20 protein-coding genes are annotated in these 19,800 nt (G+C 44.4%); 13 read left to right on the top strand and 7 right to left on the bottom strand.

The genetic code is table 11. From position 1 onward, the window contains the following. The first annotated feature begins 81 nt into the window (after positions 1 to 81). Positions 82 to 1,764, top strand: a complete 1,683-nt coding sequence (locus ACS8E3_RS01585; RefSeq protein WP_439240502.1) for an ATP-binding protein — start codon at positions 82 to 84, stop codon at positions 1,762 to 1,764. A gap of 85 nt (positions 1,765 to 1,849) precedes the next feature. After that, the gene (locus tag ACS8E3_RS01580; RefSeq protein WP_439240500.1) at positions 1,850 to 2,029 is read left to right on the top strand and encodes a hypothetical protein; all 180 of its coding nucleotides are present in this window, start codon (positions 1,850 to 1,852) and stop codon (positions 2,027 to 2,029) included. A gap of 98 nt (positions 2,030 to 2,127) precedes the next feature. Here ACS8E3_RS01580 and ACS8E3_RS01575 read toward each other — a convergent pair whose 3' ends face one another. Further along, a complete protein-coding gene (locus tag ACS8E3_RS01575; RefSeq protein ID WP_439240498.1) occupies positions 2,128 to 3,600 on the bottom strand; it encodes an ATP-binding protein in 1,473 nt (490 codons plus the stop codon). A 240-nt stretch (positions 3,601 to 3,840) separates the two neighbouring features. Here ACS8E3_RS01575 and rpsP point away from each other — a divergent pair, with 240 nt between their 5' ends. The 4 genes from rpsP (at position 3,841) to rplS (ending at position 6,223) form a co-directional block, all read left to right on the top strand. Continuing rightward, the gene (gene rpsP, locus ACS8E3_RS01570) at positions 3,841 to 4,110 is read left to right on the top strand and encodes a 30S ribosomal protein S16 (RefSeq protein WP_439240496.1); all 270 of its coding nucleotides are present in this window, start codon (positions 3,841 to 3,843) and stop codon (positions 4,108 to 4,110) included. Between the two features lie 146 nt (positions 4,111 to 4,256). Next, entirely contained in the window at positions 4,257 to 4,787 is a 531-nt protein-coding gene (gene rimM / locus ACS8E3_RS01565) for a ribosome maturation factor RimM (protein WP_439240494.1), read from the top strand. Between the two features lie 20 nt (positions 4,788 to 4,807). Continuing rightward, positions 4,808 to 5,560, top strand: coding sequence for a tRNA (guanosine(37)-N1)-methyltransferase TrmD (trmD, locus tag ACS8E3_RS01560; RefSeq protein WP_439240492.1), 753 nt, complete (start codon positions 4,808 to 4,810; stop codon positions 5,558 to 5,560). 231 nt (positions 5,561 to 5,791) lie between these two features. Continuing rightward, the gene (gene rplS / locus ACS8E3_RS01555) at positions 5,792 to 6,223 is read left to right on the top strand and encodes a 50S ribosomal protein L19 (protein ID WP_439240490.1); all 432 of its coding nucleotides are present in this window, start codon (positions 5,792 to 5,794) and stop codon (positions 6,221 to 6,223) included. A 152-nt stretch (positions 6,224 to 6,375) separates the two neighbouring features. Here rplS and ACS8E3_RS01550 read toward each other — a convergent pair whose 3' ends face one another. Then, positions 6,376 to 6,981, bottom strand: coding sequence for a DUF4442 domain-containing protein (locus ACS8E3_RS01550; protein WP_439240488.1), 606 nt, complete (start codon positions 6,979 to 6,981; stop codon positions 6,376 to 6,378). A 214-nt stretch (positions 6,982 to 7,195) separates the two neighbouring features. Between ACS8E3_RS01550 and ACS8E3_RS01545 the strand changes: the two genes are divergently transcribed. Together ACS8E3_RS01545 and ACS8E3_RS01540 are read left to right on the top strand one after the other, a co-directional pair. Continuing rightward, positions 7,196 to 7,534, top strand: coding sequence for an HNH endonuclease (locus ACS8E3_RS01545; protein ID WP_439240486.1), 339 nt, complete (start codon positions 7,196 to 7,198; stop codon positions 7,532 to 7,534). A 179-nt stretch (positions 7,535 to 7,713) separates the two neighbouring features. Then, the gene (locus ACS8E3_RS01540) at positions 7,714 to 9,240 is read left to right on the top strand and encodes a DUF3360 family protein (RefSeq protein WP_439240483.1); all 1,527 of its coding nucleotides are present in this window, start codon (positions 7,714 to 7,716) and stop codon (positions 9,238 to 9,240) included. 160 nt (positions 9,241 to 9,400) lie between these two features. Here the strand turns inward: ACS8E3_RS01540 and ACS8E3_RS01535 are convergent, their stop codons facing one another. Further along, positions 9,401 to 10,018, bottom strand: coding sequence for a thiol:disulfide interchange protein DsbA/DsbL (locus tag ACS8E3_RS01535; RefSeq protein ID WP_439240480.1), 618 nt, complete (start codon positions 10,016 to 10,018; stop codon positions 9,401 to 9,403). A gap of 424 nt (positions 10,019 to 10,442) precedes the next feature. On the opposite strand from ACS8E3_RS01535, the gene ubiG reads away from it, so the two are divergent. From ubiG to ACS8E3_RS01515, 4 genes are all read left to right on the top strand, one after another. Beyond that, positions 10,443 to 11,264 (top strand): bifunctional 2-polyprenyl-6-hydroxyphenol methylase/3-demethylubiquinol 3-O-methyltransferase UbiG, encoded by an 822-nt coding sequence (ubiG, locus tag ACS8E3_RS01530; RefSeq protein ID WP_439240478.1) that lies wholly within the window; start codon positions 10,443 to 10,445, stop codon positions 11,262 to 11,264. An 89-nt stretch (positions 11,265 to 11,353) separates the two neighbouring features. After that, positions 11,354 to 12,064 (top strand): HAD family hydrolase, encoded by a 711-nt coding sequence (locus ACS8E3_RS01525; RefSeq protein ID WP_439240476.1) that lies wholly within the window; start codon positions 11,354 to 11,356, stop codon positions 12,062 to 12,064. 77 nt (positions 12,065 to 12,141) lie between these two features. Further along, a complete protein-coding gene (locus tag ACS8E3_RS01520; protein ID WP_439240678.1) occupies positions 12,142 to 12,963 on the top strand; it encodes a YciK family oxidoreductase in 822 nt (273 codons plus the stop codon). 148 nt (positions 12,964 to 13,111) lie between these two features. Further along, positions 13,112 to 13,378, top strand: a complete 267-nt coding sequence (locus ACS8E3_RS01515; RefSeq protein WP_439240474.1) for a DksA/TraR family C4-type zinc finger protein — start codon at positions 13,112 to 13,114, stop codon at positions 13,376 to 13,378. A gap of 45 nt (positions 13,379 to 13,423) precedes the next feature. Here ACS8E3_RS01515 and ACS8E3_RS01510 read toward each other — a convergent pair whose 3' ends face one another. After that, positions 13,424 to 14,122 carry an exopolysaccharide biosynthesis protein gene (locus ACS8E3_RS01510; RefSeq protein ID WP_439240472.1) on the bottom strand — a complete coding sequence of 233 codons (699 nt, stop codon included), beginning with the start codon at positions 14,120 to 14,122 and terminating at the stop codon, positions 13,424 to 13,426. Positions 14,123 to 14,145: 23 nt separating this feature from the next. After that, positions 14,146 to 14,901 carry an osmolarity response regulator transcription factor OmpR gene (gene ompR / locus ACS8E3_RS01505; RefSeq protein ID WP_439240470.1) on the bottom strand — a complete coding sequence of 252 codons (756 nt, stop codon included), beginning with the start codon at positions 14,899 to 14,901 and terminating at the stop codon, positions 14,146 to 14,148. Positions 14,902 to 15,331: 430 nt separating this feature from the next. Between ompR and ACS8E3_RS01500 the strand changes: the two genes are divergently transcribed. Next, positions 15,332 to 17,848 carry a Tex family protein gene (locus tag ACS8E3_RS01500; RefSeq protein ID WP_439240468.1) on the top strand — a complete coding sequence of 839 codons (2,517 nt, stop codon included), beginning with the start codon at positions 15,332 to 15,334 and terminating at the stop codon, positions 17,846 to 17,848. 133 nt (positions 17,849 to 17,981) lie between these two features. Here ACS8E3_RS01500 and ACS8E3_RS01495 read toward each other — a convergent pair whose 3' ends face one another. Next, entirely contained in the window at positions 17,982 to 18,362 is a 381-nt protein-coding gene (locus ACS8E3_RS01495; RefSeq protein ID WP_439240466.1) for a hypothetical protein, read from the bottom strand. A gap of 374 nt (positions 18,363 to 18,736) precedes the next feature. Then, on the bottom strand, positions 18,737 to 19,543 hold the full coding sequence (locus ACS8E3_RS01490) for a hypothetical protein (protein ID WP_439240464.1): 807 nt from the start codon (positions 19,541 to 19,543) through the stop codon (positions 18,737 to 18,739). Positions 19,544 to 19,800 lie beyond the last annotated feature (257 nt).

Here is a 19,800-nt window from a genome sequence, read left to right as displayed (position 1 = left end):
TAACATATTTATGAGCGTTGCTATAGAATAGCAGCAGTAAGTGTTACTCATAACTCATCCCATGCTTTGGTTACGGCAATTATGTCATTAGTCTCATCCTTGAAACACAGTATCTTTGTTCGAATATACGCTGGGCTATTGATAGTCTGCTTGTGTGTTGCTCTTTTTGCGCAGTTATTGATGGATACTATCAATCAAGAGCGTATGCAAACCTATCGCGAGAATATGGCGACAGGCGCTTTTTATTTGGTGAGCGAGGGTCTTGCGCATCAAGAGACGGAAACCCAGCGCGAATATTGGCTATCTGATGCCAGTAGTTTATTTGGTTCGACCTTTCGTATAGTAGCGCTAGAGAATATAGATTTCAGCGCCAGTGAACGGCGTCGTTTCGAAAATGGTGAGACGGTAGTTCGCTATGTGAGTCAGCCGGCTTATGCCGATGTTTATCACCGTTTACCCAATGATAAAGTGTTGACAGTAAGAGTCTCGCAGGTCACTGAACAGCAAGTACGCGCTATGGCGGTGTTTTTGCTAGATGATCTCTCTTATTACGCTACGCTTCCTGAGAAGCGCGCACGCTTGACAGAGCTCGAAAACAAATTCTCTTATCCGTTGTCTTTAGACACTATAGATACTTTTAATCTAGATGATGACCAATTGGCACGCTTGCGCCGTGATGAAGTGGTTATTTTGTTGCAAGATAGCAATAGTAGCCAAGGCAACTCTTCTATCAAGATTGTTATTCCCTCTGAGATCAATGATATGGCCGTTCTTATGGGGCCGATACCTTTATTTAACTGGTTTCCACTGAATTTGATTATCAGTATGGTATTGATTAGTATGTTTCTAATCAGCTTAGGCGTCTATGCGCTCATTTTCCCACTTGAGCGCAAATTACAGCTGATACAAGTTGGGGTTAATGAAGTTAGCGATGGCAATCTTGATATTCAGGTACAAGTTATTGGTCAAGATGAGATTGCGCGCTTATCCGCTACCTTCAATGCGATGACCTCCCATATCAAGCGCTTGATTGAGTCGCAGCGCGAGCTGACACGCGCGGTATCGCACGAACTACGAACACCGGTTGCCCGTATTCGCTTTGCGGTCGATATGCTAGCCGATACCGACGATGAAGACTCGCGCTTTATGCAGCGGGATTATATCGACGAAGATATCGAATCTTTGAATGGTCTAATTGATGAGATCTTAACCTATGCTAAATTAGAGGAAGGGTCGCCTAAGCTCGACTTAGAGTCGGTCAATTTAAAGGAGTTAGTTGAGCAAATCGTCCGTGAGACTAACGCTCTAGGCAAGGATATCAAAATCGTTGGTAATCCACCGAATAGTAAAGTGACCGCCGTCGCCGATCGGCGCTACTTGCACCGAGTGATTCAAAACCTTGCGGGTAATGCGCTGCGTTATGCCGAAGGTACGATCATTATTAGTGCTTGGGTGAAAAAAGGCAATGCATATGTCAGTGTCGAAGACGATGGGCAGGGTATTCCAGAGGAAGATCGCGAAAAAGTCTTTATTCCTTTTGCACGCTTAGATGACAGCCGTACCCGCGCTTCAGGTGGTTATGGGTTGGGGTTGTCTATTGTTTCGCGAATTGCTTTTTGGTTCAATGGCAATATGAGCGTTGATGAGAGTCCAGAGCTTGGCGGTGCCCGTTTTATCATGACTTGGCCTATCAAACCCTTAACCCAGACCATTGCCGCTGACCAAATCACGCAAGAAAAGAGCGAGCGCAGCTTTGAGAGTTGAGCTTAAACAATTAGCCTATGACAGGATGTTTGCTAAATATTATAGCTGCGCTTTATCAATAGGATGACAATAGAGGAGAGCGAGGATGCCTTATTTGTTTGGTGGCTTGATAATACTCAATGCGGCTGTACTGATCAGCTATTTGTTTTTTCAACAGCCCAGTACTACGCAAAGCTTACAACAAGCGCAAGATGAGCTAGTGCAGCCTATAGACTTTATCAACAGCTCAGAGCATATACCGCCGCCTATTGGCACTACAAATTAACTCTTGGGTTACCTGTTAATCAGCAATCTTTTATTTTCACCGTATCTTAACTCTTTACCACCTTAAGAGTGTCGCCGATAGCATTTAAATAATAGCACTTAGCTATTTTCGGTTGTATCCTCGGTCTCTTTGTAGCTAACCTCTTTATCGACAGTTTCTTTATCTGTAGCTGCTGCTTGATCCACTTTAGATATCAGCGGTATTTTGATACAGACTTGTAAGCCGCCTTCGGGGTGATTAATCGCCTCTACCGTACCGTGATGCAATCTAGCAATACGGTTCACAATAGCCAGACCTAGACCACTACCTTGAGTGGTACGAGCAGTTTCGCCACGCTCAAACGGCTGCATAATACGCTCTAATTGATCTTCTGCCACGCCATCACCGCAGTCACGAACACAAATGACAAGCTGCTCCTGCGCCTCACCCATGACCTCGCTCTCGCTAACCACATCGCTTTCACTTGTGGCTAGCGTTTCTTTGAAAGTTGGTACGACCGTCGCTGACAAATAAATAGGCGTCTTTCCGTAACGATTGGCGTTATTGACTAGATTGATAACCATACGCTTGATAGATAAGGGTCTTACCGGTACTTGCTTATCAAGTTGGTCTTCGTAAACGAATTCCATTGGTGCAAACTGTACTATAACCTCATTAAATATCGTATCTAAATCAGTCAAGCGCACCGGCTCGTCAGAGCCATCTTTCATAAAGGAGATAAACTGCTCCAAAATCGCATCCATATCTTCAACATCATAAATCAAGCCTTCCCGAAAAAAATCATCCGGTAACATCTCAGCGGTGAGGCGCATGCGTGTCAGCGGCGTTCGCAAATCGTGCGAGATACCCGCAAGCATAATCGTGCGCTCCTTTTGTGCTTGATTAAGGGTGGTGAAAAGCCGGTTAAAAGCCAAATTGACTTGTCGAATCTCAGTAGGTCCCGCTTGAGTCGGAAGGGTAGTGGCATGACCACGACGAATATAGTTAGTCGCGGCTCGTTGTAAGTGCCGCAGCGGCCGGTTCAACTGTCGTGCTATCAGGATAATGGTTAGCAGCGTGAGAATAGGAATACCGAGTAGAAAAAAACCTAACAGGGTCGGACTGTACTGGGAGTAGTAGATAACAGGCTCACGTATCCAAAAACTCGTATCCCGGCTATCTTGCACCCATAACTGCGGGGTTGGCTTAAACTTAAAATAAACCTCTACCGGTCGGCCTAGCTGCGCACTGATTTCACGTTGTAATACATTGGTAAAAAAGCCGACAAAGACTTTTTTCTCAACTTGCGGAAAGTCGCTAGGATTGTCTATCGTCACCACATGTGAGTGCTCATAGATCCAGCGTTGAACCTCAGGGTTATCTCGCCAATCTTGTTTGGCACTATTCATCAATTGTAGCTCACTGGTCAAATAGCGGGCATGGGTTTTTAGCTCAGGTAAATAAAGACTACGCCAAAAAAACCAAATAGATAAACTGACGCTGATAATGACCATAAAGGTAATCATAAAAGTGGTCAGCCAGCTGTTCGACCAACTACTAGAGCGACGTGTCGGGATATTCGCGGTACTCATAGCAGACGATTGCTCCAAAAGAGGTACAAAAAATAGTTAGAAATAAGATAAAGACGTTCTGAGATGAGTATAGTGCAATCGCATAAAATGCGCTATGGCTTGCGTTAAATGCTCAGCAAAAACAGCTCAGCTAAGTGATTGTTATCAAACAACTAAATAAACACAGATTATGTTTTCAAAAATAATAGACTATGATATAATTGTGCCCTTTTTGGTATACCTGCGAAAGAGAGAAATCAGATGGTTGTTATTCGTTTAGCACGGGGCGGTGCCAAAAAACGCCCATTTTATCAAGTTGTAGTTGCTGATCAACGCCGCGCGCGTGATGGCCGTTACATCGAAAACATTGGCTTTTTTAACCCATTGGCTAAAGAGTCAGAAGAAGCGGTTCGCTTAAACATGGAAGCATACAATGCGTGGGTCGCAAAAGGCGCACAGCCTTCAGATCGCGTTGCTTCATTAGCGAAGTCTTACAATAAGACTGCTGCTGAAAGCGAAGCGACGGCTTAAGTTTTAAGTGATGATCTATAGATAGCTTACGAGCTATTTTAAGGTCTGAATTTAAAAACTAAAAATACTGACTTAAAAATCTAGCGTTCCATAGCATATCGTTATCTTCTTTATCCTACACTGTATTTATAACATTTAGAGTCGTTATGTCATCAGCACCTGCTAATAACCTTATGAAAATAGGTCAGCTCAAAAAGCCTTACGGTATAAAAGGTTGGCTTTGGGTTTTTAGCGATACCGATGATCGAACCGCTATATTTGCTATGCAGCCTTGGTATATGAAGACAGCTATGGGAATGAAGCCTTTGACTGTCAAAGCTTGGCGAGAGCAAGGATCGGGCATTGTTGCGCAGTTTGAGCAAGTTCCTGATCGCAATGTTGCAGAAACCATGAATGGGGTAACCCTTTGGGTGGAGCAAGATGTCTTGCCTGAGACTGGTGAAGATGAGTACTATTGGTCCGATCTGATCGGGGTACGAGTATTTAATGAGCAAGATGAGTATTTAGGCGATATTACTGAGATGTTTGAAACTGGTGCCCATGACATTATGCGGGTAGCGGCTACCTCAGACAGTTTAGATAATGAAGAGCGTCTCATACCTTGGCATAAGCAAACAGTGCTTGAAGTCGATATAACGGCTAAAACCGTTATAGCGGCTTGGCCTAGTGACTATTGACCAGTGATTAGTGATTGCTGATGTATTTTGCCGTTATAAGTATCTTTCCTGAGATGTTTGCCGCGATTCGTGATTTTGGTATCACTGGCCGCGCTGTGACTCAGCAGCAAGTTCTGATTGACTGCATCAATCCACGCGACTATACCACGGACAATTACCGCCGTATTGATGAACGTCCTTATGGTGGTGGTCCTGGTATGGTGATGATGGCTCAGCCATTGTCGCAAGCGATTGACGATGCGAAAGAGCGAGCTGGTCTGCAAGGTTGCCGTACTGATAGCAAACACTGTCCGGTGATCTACTTGTCACCACAAGGGCAGACGCTCAGTGAAGATAGCGTGCTTGAAATGGCTGATTATGACGGCATGATTTTATTATGTGGTCGTTATGAAGGCATTGATGAGCGCTTATTAGCACAATACGTCGATGCGGAAGTATCGCTTGGTGATTACGTCTTAACCGGCGGTGAGCTCCCAGCTATGGTGTTGATGGATAGTGTGATACGTCGTCTACCTGACATTATGGGTGATGATAAATCCGCGATGCAAGACTCGTTCGTCGATGGCTTGCTCGATTGTCCTCACTACACTAAGCCGCATGAGTTTGCGGGTATGGCGGTTCCGGAAGTACTGCTTTCAGGCCATCATGCCAATATTGCTAAGTGGCGCTTTCATCAGCAAGTACAGCGTACTCAGACCAGGCGTCCGGACTTATGGCAAGCTTTTAGTCCAACTACTGAACAAGCACGTTGGCTAAAAGAGCAGTCAAAGTAGCCTGTCTAAATATCTAGACGCTAACTAATATAGTCAGTATAAGTATAGCTAAACCGTTAAAAAAGAATTTTGCGCAATAATTAACCGGCTATAGTGTAATGGCCGTTTAACCAACCCCATTTACCTTGTATCTACCTACTATTGATTAAAAGAGTAGGCAGAGACAATTAATTATTACAAACAGGTGATATGCGCTTAGCCTCTATTATCTAATGTGAGGAGATAACTCTCATGAGCAACAAACATCCATTAGTTCAAAGCGTTGAAAATGCTCAACTAGTAGAACGCCCAGACTTTAGCGCTGGTGATACCGTTGTCGTACAAGTAAAGGTACGTGAAGGCGAGCGTGAGCGTCTACAGGCCTTTGAAGGCGTCGTCATCGCTAAGCGTAACCGTGGTCTGAATTCAGCCTTTACGGTTCGTAAAATCTCAAGTGGCGTTGGTGTTGAGCGTGCTTTCCAATTGCACTCTCCTATTATCGACAGCATCGAAGTGAAACGTCGCGGTGCCGTTCGTCGCGCGAAACTATACTACTTACGTGAGCGTTCTGGTAAATCAGCACGTATCCGTGAGAAGCTTGGCGCACGTCCAGCAAAACAAGGCGCTCAGAAGAAAACTGACGCCGGCGTACCTGACGCTGTCGATACCGCACCTGGTATCTAAATTCGTAACGAAGTTCAGTTTGAGCTTCGTTACCAGCCCTTATTCATAGGTTTATTATATAAATAAGTAGGCGTACCAAAAAAGACAAAACCCCAATCTATGCATAAGCTAGATTGGGGTTTTTGTATTTATAAGGCAAAAACTTACTAACTTTATTTAGTGTCTGGTTTGCCGCTTGCTTTATCAGCTGCTTGGTCGCTTGGCTTATCAGGTAAATCTAGACGACTGGCTTGACTCTTAGACTTACTGTGCTTACGCAGACGAATGTAGACGGTCTTGGTCACGATAGCGATGATTTTTTGATTGTTATCGACGATTTCAGTGCGATAGTCGCGAAATACCGGCTCGCCGCTCTCAGCTAATTTACGAATAGTCGTCGCTTCACTGCTCGATACCTTTATCCGCGCAGTTACTTTACTAGTTCCTGGGGCGACAAATTCAATGTGCGAGCTTTTATCCCACACCACATAGTTGCTACCCAATTGCTGCATCAATAGCAGCATATAAAAAGGGTCGGTCATGGCGTACAAACTACCGCCAAACTGCGTGCCAACGATATTCCTATTCAAAGCCGTCAGATCCATACTGACGACGCATAACCCTTGATCGGTATCTAAGTACTCAAGCTTGATACCGGCACCCACATAAGGCGCATAGGTATTGATACGTAGTTTTAATAGATGCGGCGTCAGTATCGGCATAATGTATTGCTTGGCTTTACGATTGAGTATCTCGAATTTTTTTGGAAATAGCTTCATTTTTTATCCTTCAATCCCTAATATTTATAATAATATCAATTAGTTACAATCAGCTGTGAGTAAATAAGCTCTCGCAAGTAGAGGTTTGCATAATGAAAAGCATCCGTTACTTATCATTCGTTAGCATGTCTAACGTACAAGTGTACACTTAGAATGCTCAAATTTTATTCTATAATAGAAAATAAAGCGAGAGAAGGACAAAAGGAGACTATCTATGTCAAAGATGAATAGTGAGCACAAGGAGGCAGCGTTAGAGGAGAGCTGCGAGCTCTGTGGACGTACGAATCTGCCCTTAACCCGACATCATCTTATTCCGCGCTCACGCCATAATAAAGCCCGTACGCAGCGCCGTTTTAGCCGTACGGAGATGAGCGATGATATTGCTATGCTCTGTCGTCCTTGCCACAGCCAAATCCATAACATTTTTGCTAATCATGAGTTGGCAAATTACTATCACACGGTAGCGCGCTTACAAAAGCATAGCGAAGTCGAAAAATTTGTAAATTGGGTAAAAAAGCGGCCAACGGGGCTGAAAATAAGGATGAGAAATTAAAGCTACAAATCGTTCTAGAAAAACAACACTCGCATTATGGATACTGATGACCTACAATGGCCACCCCTTTGTTCGCGGTAGTTTAACCTTTAAGAATAGGTCTAGACAGCAGTCCTAACTATCGGTAATTGAAGCGAATAAAGGATTATCTAAGTTCTCAGTCAACATAAGGAGATGTGATGAGTAATCCTCAAATCCCCGCATCGAAAACCGCAGAAGCTAATCCCAACCTTGCCCAAGAAAACGATAATTTGCAAGGTAGCTATGAAGAATTACATCAACCCTACGCTAGTTTTGAAAGTCGCGACGCTTATCTCAACCATGAATTACAGATCATGCAGCCTAAGCGCTGGCGACCAAACTTACCCTTTAGAGATTATCGCTTCGAATTTGAAGATACCATCCCTGCGATGGCAGCCACTATCGGTAAAGTGGTCATGGTCGGCGCTATCGCTGCTACTTTTGCAGGTCCTCTTGGTTTAGGGGAGGCATTTGTTTTAGAAAACGTGCGTTATGAGCTGCTCATTGTTGCGTTTTTTGTCATTTTATTCTCAGGTTTTTTACTCCCCACTGCTAACCTTGCTGGTACTCATGGCCCGCTAATTCCTCTTATCCCAATTGTGGTCGCAGCTGGTGGCCATCCTATGGCTTTTGGCTTACTCATTGGTGCTTTTGGTCTGCTGCTAGCGATCAGCAAAGGCGGGAGCTTATTGGCCAATCTAACCAGTAAGGGGGTTTGTGGCGGTCTGCTGCTCTATCTCGGCTTTATTGGTACTACCTCGCAAGTCAAAAACCTCTTTGCTTGGGCAGAAGGCATCGGTATGGCGCATATTGCCTTTGTGGTGATTTTACTCACTATTGTGCTATATGCGGTGCTAGAAAACTATCAGAAACGTTGGCTTGCGGTGCCGCTAAGCTGCTTATTAGGGGGCGGAGTGGCCTTTGCTATGGGCGCACCGTTTGCGTTTAAAACCACGCCCGGCTTACCAAATATGAGCCCAATGTATTGGTGGGGTGAAAACACCGGCTGGATGTTAGGACTACCAACGATTGAGAGTTTCATCGTGGTACTGCCATTTGCGGTCTTAGCAGTGGCGATGTGGTCGCCGGATTTTTTGGGACATCAAGTATTCCAAAAGATAAGCTACCCTAAACGCACTGAGCGCGTGCGCATGGATATCGATGATACTATGATTAGCGCCTCGGTCCGTCAGGTAGCAGGCTCCGTGCTTGGTGGCTCTAATTTTGCTTCCTCTTGGGGCACTTATATTGTGCCCGCCGCGATTGCTAAGCGCCCTATTCCCGCCGGCGCGGTACTAACGGGACTATTTTGTGTGATTGCAGGCGTTTGGGGTTATCCAATGGACCTTGCGATTTGGGAGCCAGTCATGTGTGTGGCCTTAATCGTTGGGGTGTTTATTCCGCTACTTGAGGCAGGTATGGAGATGACTCGTGAAGGCAAAACAACGCAGTCGGCCGCGATAGTCGTTTTTGCCTCAGCGTTAGTAAATCCAGCTTTTGGTTGGTCTATTACCTTAGTATTAGATAACTTAGGTCTGATTGGCTCAAAAGAGCGCAGTGCTAGCTTATCTAAGATGAGTCGCTGGATTATTCCGGTAGTGACCTTTGTGATCTTGACTGGGGTGATGGCTATTGTGGGTATGCTGCCCGGTATTCCTGCACTATTACCAAACTTCCGCCATTAGGGTGGGGCTAAAGCTTTAAGATAACAGAGCCACAAACGTAAAAAGCCAGCTTGATGAAGCTGGCTTTTTATACTCTCAACGTTATGCACTCTCTGTCCGACGTATTTCCAGTATTATGTACCGATAAGGTGTTGGACTCAGTTGCTATTTAACGGCGCTGTTATTTTTCAGCACGTACTTTGTCGACTAAGAAATCTACTACTTTAGGGACTTTCGCACTCTCACCAGACACTACGTATTTGCCTTGCACCACGACTGCTGGTACTCCTGATAGCTGATAACGCTTGGCACCTGCTTGCGAGCGTCCAATTTTCGTACCTACCGCAAAAGAGTTATAAAGGCTGTTGAACTTCTTTTTGTCGACGCCTTGTGAGGCATACCAATTGGCGAGTGAGGATTGATCAAATAGTTTTTTACCATCCTTGTGGATCGCATCGAACAGCGCGTCATGAGTTTTGTTCTCATAGCCAAGTAGCTGCGCGGCGTAGAACCCACGAGCGCTAGCTTCCCAAACCGGGTTTAAAGCGGCGGGAGTTTTAAAAAAAGCGACGTCCTTATCTTTGCTTTTTGCCCATTTTTCCATATGCGGGTTCAAAGAGTAACAATGCGGGCAACCGTACCAAAAAAACTCACGAACAATGATAGCATCACCGCTGATTTTTTCTGGATTATCAAGAACTTTATAGTCTTTGCCGGCGACATAATCGGCCGCTTGTACGCCCATACTGGCGAAACCAACAGCGCAGGCCAAACCAGTCAATGCGAGGACACGTTTCATACTTTTTCCTTTGATTCTTAAGGCTTGAGGGTATTAAAAAACACTTATTCAAAAGTGTTAAGAAAAGATTAAATACAGTTCGGCTATAATAACGTAAAATCACAGTCATTGTGAACCGTATTCTTAACCAATAGTTGCCATGCTGTAGATATTATTTATAGTCAGATAACGAATAGACGCCAAATATTAGACAACTGATTATCTAATGCAGACGTTCACAATCAGTCACTAGGTGCCTAAGGTAAAACAACGGCTCTCATGTTAACATTAACCTTTGTTTCTAACGCTATTGATACTGGTAATAAGGTGTTTTTAGTATTAGCTTGCTAAGACCTTATCGCTATCATTGATGAATTCTTAGTTTTTTGAGCATAATCGCTACGATCTAATAACAACGACAATAATGGTACTAAAGGATATTTCTATGAGCGCAACGCAACCTCAGCAAAATACGACTAACAATGTTCAAGAGGATATAGCTGATCAAACGGTAACCAATGTGGATCCTAGTGAAGTCGATAAATTCAACAAACTTGCCGGCGAGTGGTGGGACAAAACAGGCGCGTTTGCGACTTTGCATGAGATCAATCCTTTGCGGCTCAACTGGATCACCGAAAATGTGGAGCGCGGTTATCAAAGCGCGGATACTAGCAAGACTGCAGCCGATGGCTTACAAGGTAAAAAGATACTCGACATCGGCTGCGGCGGCGGGATTTTATCCGAGTCTATGGCACGGCGCGGTGCGGACGTCACTGGTATCGATTTGGGTACTGAAAACCTAAAGGCGGCTACTGTCCATGCGCAGCAAAGCGGTCTTGCGGAGACGCTACGTTATCAGCATATCGCGGTTGAGGATTTTGCTGCGAAGCATTCAGGTCAGTTCGATGTAGTCACTTGTATGGAAATGCTAGAGCATGTCCCAGATCCGAGTGCCATCGTGCAGGCTTGTTACGATCTATTAGCGCCAGGCGGTGTTTGTGTGTTATCGACTATTAACCGTAATCCTAAGTCCTATCTGTTTGCTATCGTTGGTGCTGAATATGTGCTGCGACTACTAGATCGCGGTACGCACGATTACGCCAAATTCATCACCCCAGCTGAGCTAGATAAAATGGCGCTCAATGCCGGATTTAACCGCCAAGATATTATTGGACTGCACTACAATCCAATTACCAAGCGCTATTGGTTAGCACAGAATGTCGATGTCAATTATATGATGGCGGTGCATAAGCCCAATGCTGAATAAATAAGTTTTTCAATAAATAAAGCTTAGAAGTAAGTGCAAACGTGTTTTTTATAAAAGCATAATAATGCTTATCAATTAAGGCAGCTACTATGACTAATTTTGTAAAGGCGGTACTCTTCGATCTAGACGGCACTTTGATCGATACCGCTGCTGATTTTGTGCGTATCATTGGCAAGATGAGCCAAGAAAATGGTTGGCAAGCGCCAAGCGATGCCGATATTCGTCAGCAGGTTTCTGCTGGCGCCTCAGCAATGGTTAAGCTGATGCTAGAGCATAATGGTCAAGCTGGTGTCACTGAGGAGGAGCTACTCACTTATCGTCAGCAGTTTTTGGATGATTATGAAGCCGACATCTGTGTCGATAGTGGTGTCTTTACTGAGCTTGACGAGCTACTAGAAACCCTTGAGAGGAATGGCACACCTTGGGGTATTGTCACTAACAAACCACGCCACTTAGCAGAGTTACTACTGAATAAACTACAGCTCGAGGAGCGCTGCTCGGTACTGGTCTGTCCTGAGGATGTGTCACGTACTAAGCCTGATCCTGAGCCTATGTATCTGGCACTAGAGAAATTAGGAATAGCGCGTGGCGGCTCTGCTTGCGTACTTTATGTCGGTGATCATATTCGTGATATCGAAGCGGGAAATGCCGCTGGTATGCCTACCATTCTAGCGGCTTATGGCTATATCTCAGTAGATGATCAGCCTGCCCTAAAAAAGTGGGGTGCAACTCACATTGTCGAGACGCCGATGCAGCTTAAGCAATTATTATTAAGGTCTGGTAAGTTTGATTACTTGTAAGCGGTAGTGCTTTTTTAATAGTAATGAATCTCGTCCAAAATACATCGATAGCAGTGAGCAATACCATGAATAATACTATGAGCGGTACTGAGAAAAACTCTGAGCGTAATACGACAACCAAAAACAGTCATCAGCCTTTAAGTCATGAGCAAATCCGTAATTTTGTCGCAAAGGATAACAGCTTGGAGGGCAAGGTTATTCTAGTGACTGGAGCGGGGGCCGGTATTGGCCGAGTTGCCGCTTTAACTTATGCACGTTTTGGTGCAACAGTACTGCTCTTAGGCCGCACCACTAGTAAGCTTGAGACTGTTTATGATGAAATCGAAAATATAGGCGGTAAGCAGCCGGCTATTTTGCCTATGGATCTAGAAACCGCCAGTTATGATGAGATGCAAAAACTTGAGCGGCTTATTGATAAAGAGTTCGGTCAATTAGATGGTCTTCTCAATAATGCTGGCATCTTGGGAGCATTAACTCCGCTTGAGATGTATGATGTCGATATGTTTGCTAAAGTCATGCAGATAAACTTCACCGCTACCTTTAAGCTGACTCAAGCGTTACTGCCACTATTGAAAGATGCCAAAAACGGCTCTATTGTCTTTACCTCAAGCACGGTCGGCACTTATCCACGCGCTTTTTGGGGCGCTTATGCCTTATCCAAACAGGCCGTCGAAGGAATGAGCGATATCTTTACTCAAGAAACGCAAAACACCACCAACCTTCGTTTTAATTGCATCAATCCAGGTGGCACTCGCACTAATATGCGCGCACACGCCTATCCGGGAGAGAGTCCTATGAGTCTCAAAACACCAGAAGACATTATGCCAGGTTATATTTGCTTGATGAGCGATGAGAGTATCGATGTGCGCGGACAAGTGATAGCCCTGCAGCCCAAATAATATAATAAAGTATGCGCGGCTTTTACTGCCCAAATCCTCTTGTATATACCTAACGATCCATGTGTTGAAATCCTAGCTAATACGCCCCATCTATCTGTAATTAAAGGGTTTTATGATAAATATAGATAAGCTTGAGAGGAGTTAGATTATGGCAGGTGGATGGTCAAGAGATGGAGCAGAGCACGAACAAATGGATGCTACCGTCAACGATGCGTTGGACCGGGTACGCCAAGCACTACCAAAGGGCGAGAGTGCGCAGTATTGTGATGAGTGCGGTGAGCCAATACCAGAAGCGCGAAGAGCTGCGGTACCTGGTGTGCAGCACTGTATTGGCTGTCAGAACGATCTTGAACAAGACGCTAAGGCTTCTGAGCTATTTAATCGCCGTGGTAGTAAGGACAGTCAACTGCGTTGATAAGCGTATATCTATAAAAAAACCAACTCGATGCGGTTGGTTTTTTTATAAAAGCACTTGCGTAATCAAAAAACAAATAGTAGCCAAATTGAGCAATAAACCGGCTAAAAATACATAGCCATCTTCTGTAATTAAAGAGATGGCAAATAAAATCACCGAGGCCGCAGGTATCATAACCGCGAAAGGCACGAGCTCAAGCGGAATCATAGCAAGGGCGGCAAGAATACAAAGGGCTGCCGCCACCTTTTTTGCTTTATTAGAGGTTAACTGCTCAAGTCTGGGTTTAACGACTTTATCAATCTGTTTTGTGGCTTTTGATGCAATATTTACACCTTTATCCAGCTTGTCCTCATCAAAAGAGATATTATCGACAAATTGCGGTAGCCAAGGCCGCTCTTTGCCAAACAGCATCTGAATGCTTATCAAAATAATGATCACACCGCAAACCGTTGGCACCCCAGGGATGCCTCCCGTTGGCATGATGGCAATAAGTGCAGGGGCAAATATTAAAGGCCCAAAGCCTTTAGAGTTAAGCGTATCCATGATATCGCCGATATTTACCTTGCCAGCATCTTTATCAGGGTCTAATTGCTCAAGTACGGCAGTTAAACTGTGTTCTGATGAAGAAGGATTCGACTTTGCATCATCTTTGTCATAATGAGCATTTTCATGCTCATCTAGAGTCGCTTGAGTGTGGTCTGTACGAACGTTAGACTTGTGAGGGGGAGCGTTATGATCTGTCACCATAGTTCCTAAACGTTTACGCCTTACCTGTTTTCAACGTCAGCATCCGCCTCGTCTGGAACGAATACATAGCCGACGCCCCATACGGTTTGAATATAGCGAGCTTGCGAAGGATTATCTTCGATTAGGCGACGCAGACGTGATACTTGCACATCGATAGAGCGCTCCATCGCGCCCCATTCGCGGCCACGCGCAAGATTCATCAGCTTATCACGGGTCAAAGGCTCGCGAGGATGCTGTACTAAGGCTTTTAGTACTGAAAATTCACCAGTGGTCAGCGTTACCACATTGCCGTCACGTTTGAGGGTACGTGTAGACAAATCAAGCGTCCAGGGACCAAACTCAACCACCTCTAGCTGATGGCTTGGCGCGCCAGGTAACTCACGGTTCTGCCGACGCAATACTGCTTTGATGCGGGCGAGCAGCTCTTTTGGGTTAAAAGGCTTTGGCAGATAATCATCAGCGCCGGCATCTAGGCCAGCGATACGATCGGCATCGCCGCCTTTTGCGGTTAGCATAATGATCGGAATATCGGCGTTATCTTCGCGCAAGCGCTTACAGATACTGATACCATCCTCACCTGGTAGCATTAAATCGAGAACGACTAAAGAAAACAGTTCACGCTGCATGAGTTTATCCATTTGACTGCCGTCATGGGCGGTACGTACGACAAAGCCATCATCTTCTAAAAAGCGCTGGAGCAAAGAGCGCAGACGCGCATCATCGTCAACGACTAAGATACGCTGAGTCAGAGTATCGGAGCTTTTATTATCAGTCATATAGATATCCTCTAGTGAAGGTTATTATTATAAAAATAGCGGTAATGATTGGAGAACCCATCTATTCATAATTATGTAATGGTTCTGAATTTGTGTCATCGCTTTTACTGAGCTGTTTAATCCTTAAAACCTTATCTTTTTCCCTATTGTTTTTTCTTTCTTCTAGGGTTACTTTTAAAAGTATCAAAGTAGTACCTCAGTGTATAAGATTGCGCTACTAATTGCATCACTTGTTCACTGAAATGCTGTATGCGTTTGTTTAACAGGGTAAATAAAACATTTATTTGTTTGATTTTGCGTCATTTTAGCCTAAAAAAATGCTATTTCATCCATAAAATACAAGGATATACAGCGAAAGTATAAAAAGGATTATAAATCAGTCAGCTTTTGCTATAATGCCAATCACCATTTCTCAACGATTGATACGTATATGAGTAGCACTGATAGCTTAACGTCATCGGCAGTCTCAGCAAATGCGCAGGGATTAGATGCAACCACACACGCGAATATCCACGACAAGCTTGCTCGCGCGCTTGGCATTAAGACGGCTCAAGTCAACGCTTTTGTCAAACTTTTTGATGAAGGCGCAACGGTTCCTTTTATTGCGCGTTATCGTAAAGAAAAAACGCAAAATCTCGACGATGCACAGCTCAGGGCACTAGAAAAGTCGCTCAACTATGAGCGTGATATGGCCAACCGTCGCTTGAAAATCACTGAGCTGCTGCGCGCGCAAGACACTCTAACGAACGAGCTACAAGCCCGTATTGATAATGCGGCGTCGAAGCTTGAGCTTGAAGATATCTACTTACCGTATCGTCCACGTCGCCGCTCCCCGGCGGCTAAGGCCCGCGCTGCTGGTTTAGACAGCGCAGCACAAGCTCTGTTAACGCAAGAGATTACGCCTACGCAGGCGCTAGCAGAGTATCAGCTGCCTACGAGTGTCACTGATGATAGCGGCAATGAGATTGAAGTTGATTTTAGCGACTTCGATAAGCAGCTGGCGGGTGTCCAGGCCATTATCGTTGATGAGTGGACGCAAGCGCTTGACCTGCTCGATAACTTACGTAGTGGCTTTGCCAAAACGGCTAGCATCGTCACAAGCGTTGCCAGTGAAGATAAACGCGAAGTCGGAGAGAAGTTCAAAGACTATTTTGATCATAGTGAGAGTCTAGCGCGTCTGCCCAATCATCGCCTGCTTGCCATGCTACGCGGTCGTCAAGAGAATGTGTTAGGTATAAAAGTTGACGGCGAAGATACGCCTTTTATCGAAAAAATTATCAATCATTTCAATATTGATGCGACAGCGCCAAGCGAGCGCCGCGAGTTTCTATTAGAGGCGGCGAACAGCTTGTGGAAAGATAAATGGCGTCCACATATTGAGCATCGCTTATTAACGGAAAAGCGCTTAGCCGCAGAAGCTGACGCTATCGATGTCTTTGCTAATAACTTGCAGCATTTATTGATGTCAGCTCCAGCAGGCCCGAAAGTGATCTTGGGTGTCGATCCTGGTATTCGTCATGGCGTCAAAATGGCTATCATCGATGCGCAAGGCCATGTAATGCTTGATAGTGCTGACAAGCCTGTTGTCGCTACCGTGTATCCTTTTGCTCCTGATAACAAAATGAGCGAGGCCAAAACGCTTATCGATGAGTTATTAAGCACTTATGCCGTCGATTTGGTCGCTATAGGTAACGGTACCGCTAGCCGCGAAACGGACGCTATGATAAAAGAGATTTTATCGGCTAACCAATCATTAAAGGCCAAGGCTGTCATCGTTAATGAGTCTGGCGCTTCGGTCTATTCTGCCAGTGAGCTGGCTAGTGATGAATTGTCTGACTTAGATGTCTCGGTACGCGGCGCGGTATCTATTGCTCGTCGTTTGCAAGACCCGTTATCTGAGCTCGTAAAAGTCGATCCAAAAGCTATTGGTGTGGGACAATATCAACACGATGTTAATCAAAACCAGTTGGCCGATAGTCTGGATAAAGTCACTCAAGATAGCGTCAATGCGGTGGGCGTTGATGTCAATACGGCAAGCCCAGCAATACTGACGCACATCGCTGGTCTTAATCGCAATGTCGCGCAGCAGATCGTCAGTTATCGCAAAGAGCACGGCGCTTTTGCTAGTCGTGAAGCGCTAAAAGAGGTACCACGTTTGGGCGTGAAAACCTTTGAGCAAGCCGCTGGGTTTTTGCGAGTACATGGGGGGAGTAATCCTCTTGATGCAACTGGCGTACACCCTGAGAGTTACGATATGGTGAATAGCTTACTTGAACACACCAATAAAGACTTAAACGAGATTATCGGTAATGATGGGGTGCTTAATAGTCTAGATACTAGTACGATCGCTGCTAACGATGACAACATTAGTATTAAAGCGATAGTAGAAGAGCTTGCCAAACCCGCTCGTGATCCGCGTCCTGAGTTTAAGACCGCAAGCTTCCGCGATGACGTTAATAGCATCAAAGATCTAGAAGAAGGTATGCAGTTAGAGGGCGTCGTGACGAATGTAACGGCTTTTGGCTGCTTTGTAGATGTGGGCGTGCATCAAGATGGGCTCGTGCACATCTCGCAGATGGCTAATGATTTTGTCGCTGATCCGATGAATCGTGTCAAACCAGGCGACATCGTTTCAGTACGTGTCATCTCTATTGATGAGCCGCGTGGGCGCATTGGCTTTAGCATGAAACCCGAAGCCCAAAAGTCTGAAGGCCGAGTGAAGCCTGCAGCGGATATCAAGACTAAAGAGGCGAGTACCAACACTACTGATCGGCCTAATCGTCCCAAAGATAAGCGTTCAGCGCCGCGTGGTAAGCGTACTGACAAAGAGCGCAAAGGTTCGAGTAATCAGCCCAATCGTACGCCAAAACCAAAAGCGGAAACGCCTAGCAGAATCGGTACGCTAGGAGCTCTGTTACAAGAAGCTGGCGTCACCAAAAAGAAATAACTATATTATTATAAACTAGCACTAAAAAGGCAGCCATCAGGCTGCCTTTTTTGTTGAATCATCGATACCAACATTGTTTTTGACTAATGAGATATAGCAATGATTGCGTAAGTAAAGTTGATGAGCTATGTACTTATTGATCGTCTTCTTCCGAAACCTCCGGTAGATCTTCTGCTTCATCTAACAAAGCATCTTGAGAGGTCACTTCAGTTGTTTGCAACTCTTGGTCTTGCAAAGCATCTGCTGGAGCTTCTAATTCGGTAGTCATCGGCTGTTGGTTAGGATTATTAGTGTTTGCTCTAGATATGGTTTGGGTCTCGCTGATTTGAAACGAATCAGATTGATTTAATACTGACTCATTATTAGCGTTGCTAGCTTCAGTTTCAAGAGTGGTTGCAGTAGCAGCATCTTGTATATCTACTGGGGTAGTCTCAGTAGGTGCTGCCATTGCTAAACTTGGGATAGTAAGTGCAGCGCCAATAACTAACGATAAAGGTAGAGTACGGTGTTTCATCAATTGATTCCTTAGTTTGCATTTTTATAGTGTCAGCTTAAAAGACATTAAACTTAACCTGTATTTGGCTTTGTATATTACGAATTTATTTAGAATTTTAAATCTATATATTTATTATATCTAACATATTATCTCTAAATAAAATAAAATCATGATAATCGCTAAGCGACTATCATGATCGATTCGAATAAAGAGTATCATTAACCAATCTAAATCAGTCAAAAACTCTAAGCGGCAGAATACCAATTAAGTTACCGTTAATTCAGTAGTGCATAGATTAAAAATCTAACACATTAATGTTCGTAAGTGACTTTGTGCAACTATTGTACTCTTATTGTCGGGTATGAAAATATAGTAAAACTACATTAACTTTATTAATTCATATCTTCCATATCATCCATTTCTACATCTGCATCAGGAACTCGAATAACTGGGAAGGTTTGATCGACTTCAGTTTGATTTAATATAGCAGGATCCACTTCTTGTCCTACGATAGCTGTCTGACGACCATCTTGAATAGCAATGGCAGTGCCTGTATTCGTATTAACGCGCTGAATCTGATCTGCAGGAGCAACAATCACTTCTTTTACGCTATAAGTAGAAGGGCGGATGACACGTCTGGTCTGCACAACGACTGGCTCGACAGTACGCGCTTCAGCGATAGCAACTTCAGCTTCTGGAGCTTTCATCTCACTGATGACAGGCGTTGGAAAGTTACTACCAAAATGGTTATCACATTGCTGCATAGTAACGCGTAATGGATTACCGCTGCTATCCATATAAACGTTCACAGGCATATCCGCAGCGAAAGGAACGTATTTGCCTACTAATGCACCAGACACGCCATAACGACCATTTGATTGACCCACACCTAGATCACAAGCACCTGCTTCATAATCACCAGTACGCAAGTTATTATCGCTAACAACGCGCTGAGGAATCATCACCTCTGATAAACGCATTTTTGCCACGCTAGCTTCACCAGCACGCGGCATAGGCTTTTGGTAAGTATAAGGAGTATAGAACTTGGCAGAACCGTCTTTTACCGCCATGACGCATTCATCATAGCTGTCATAACCGACGTTACCGTGACTATCTGTCGTCATAGCAGCGTTAGCGCTAGTTCCAGCCATAGCTAGGCCAGAGGTGAGTAGAGCTGCTGTCAATACATTGAATTTCATAATTATTCCCTCTCAATTATTATCATTAATTTTTAGCAAAGTTTGTGGTCATTCTTAAGCGTTAGTCGGTTTTTATTTCGTTAAAACAACTCTATTAATTAGAACTATCTAGCTGAGATAATCTTTCTTAGTATTTAGCTTTTACTGACTAATAAGTGCTTGTTTTCAATAATTAACGCCTAGACACAAACAATATTACTTGAGCGCTTAAATTATCGCTGTGTCATTCGGCTAACAATATGTAGCATTATGTGTTT

Source organism: Psychrobacter sp. 2Y5, from assembly GCF_051847375.1.
In the GTDB taxonomy this organism is placed as follows: domain Bacteria; phylum Pseudomonadota; class Gammaproteobacteria; order Pseudomonadales; family Moraxellaceae; genus Psychrobacter.
This window is presented reverse-complemented; position numbering and strand designations above follow the sequence as displayed.

Coding starts and splice junctions, on each gene's coding strand:
- ubiG (WP_439240478.1), top strand. CDS start 10,443: ATGAGCGCAACGCAACCTCAGCAAAATACGACTAACAATGTTCAAGAG.
- ACS8E3_RS01580 (WP_439240500.1), top strand. CDS start 1,850: ATGCCTTATTTGTTTGGTGGCTTGATAATACTCAATGCGGCTGTACTG.
- ACS8E3_RS01495 (WP_439240466.1), bottom strand. CDS start 18,362: ATGAAACACCGTACTCTACCTTTATCGTTAGTTATTGGCGCTGCACTT.
- ACS8E3_RS01490 (WP_439240464.1), bottom strand. CDS start 19,543: ATGAAATTCAATGTATTGACAGCAGCTCTACTCACCTCTGGCCTAGCT.
- ACS8E3_RS01500 (WP_439240468.1), top strand. CDS start 15,332: ATGAGTAGCACTGATAGCTTAACGTCATCGGCAGTCTCAGCAAATGCG.
- ACS8E3_RS01525 (WP_439240476.1), top strand. CDS start 11,354: ATGACTAATTTTGTAAAGGCGGTACTCTTCGATCTAGACGGCACTTTG.
- ACS8E3_RS01575 (WP_439240498.1), bottom strand. CDS start 3,600: ATGAGTACCGCGAATATCCCGACACGTCGCTCTAGTAGTTGGTCGAAC.
- ompR (WP_439240470.1), bottom strand. CDS start 14,901: ATGACTGATAATAAAAGCTCCGATACTCTGACTCAGCGTATCTTAGTC.
- ACS8E3_RS01515 (WP_439240474.1), top strand. CDS start 13,112: ATGGCAGGTGGATGGTCAAGAGATGGAGCAGAGCACGAACAAATGGAT.
- trmD (WP_439240492.1), top strand. CDS start 4,808: ATGTATTTTGCCGTTATAAGTATCTTTCCTGAGATGTTTGCCGCGATT.
- rimM (WP_439240494.1), top strand. CDS start 4,257: ATGTCATCAGCACCTGCTAATAACCTTATGAAAATAGGTCAGCTCAAA.
- ACS8E3_RS01585 (WP_439240502.1), top strand. CDS start 82: ATGTCATTAGTCTCATCCTTGAAACACAGTATCTTTGTTCGAATATAC.
- ACS8E3_RS01535 (WP_439240480.1), bottom strand. CDS start 10,018: ATGAAACGTGTCCTCGCATTGACTGGTTTGGCCTGCGCTGTTGGTTTC.
- rplS (WP_439240490.1), top strand. CDS start 5,792: ATGAGCAACAAACATCCATTAGTTCAAAGCGTTGAAAATGCTCAACTA.
- rpsP (WP_439240496.1), top strand. CDS start 3,841: ATGGTTGTTATTCGTTTAGCACGGGGCGGTGCCAAAAAACGCCCATTT.
- ACS8E3_RS01520 (WP_439240678.1), top strand. CDS start 12,142: ATGAGCGGTACTGAGAAAAACTCTGAGCGTAATACGACAACCAAAAAC.
- ACS8E3_RS01540 (WP_439240483.1), top strand. CDS start 7,714: ATGAGTAATCCTCAAATCCCCGCATCGAAAACCGCAGAAGCTAATCCC.
- ACS8E3_RS01550 (WP_439240488.1), bottom strand. CDS start 6,981: ATGAAGCTATTTCCAAAAAAATTCGAGATACTCAATCGTAAAGCCAAG.
- ACS8E3_RS01545 (WP_439240486.1), top strand. CDS start 7,196: ATGTCAAAGATGAATAGTGAGCACAAGGAGGCAGCGTTAGAGGAGAGC.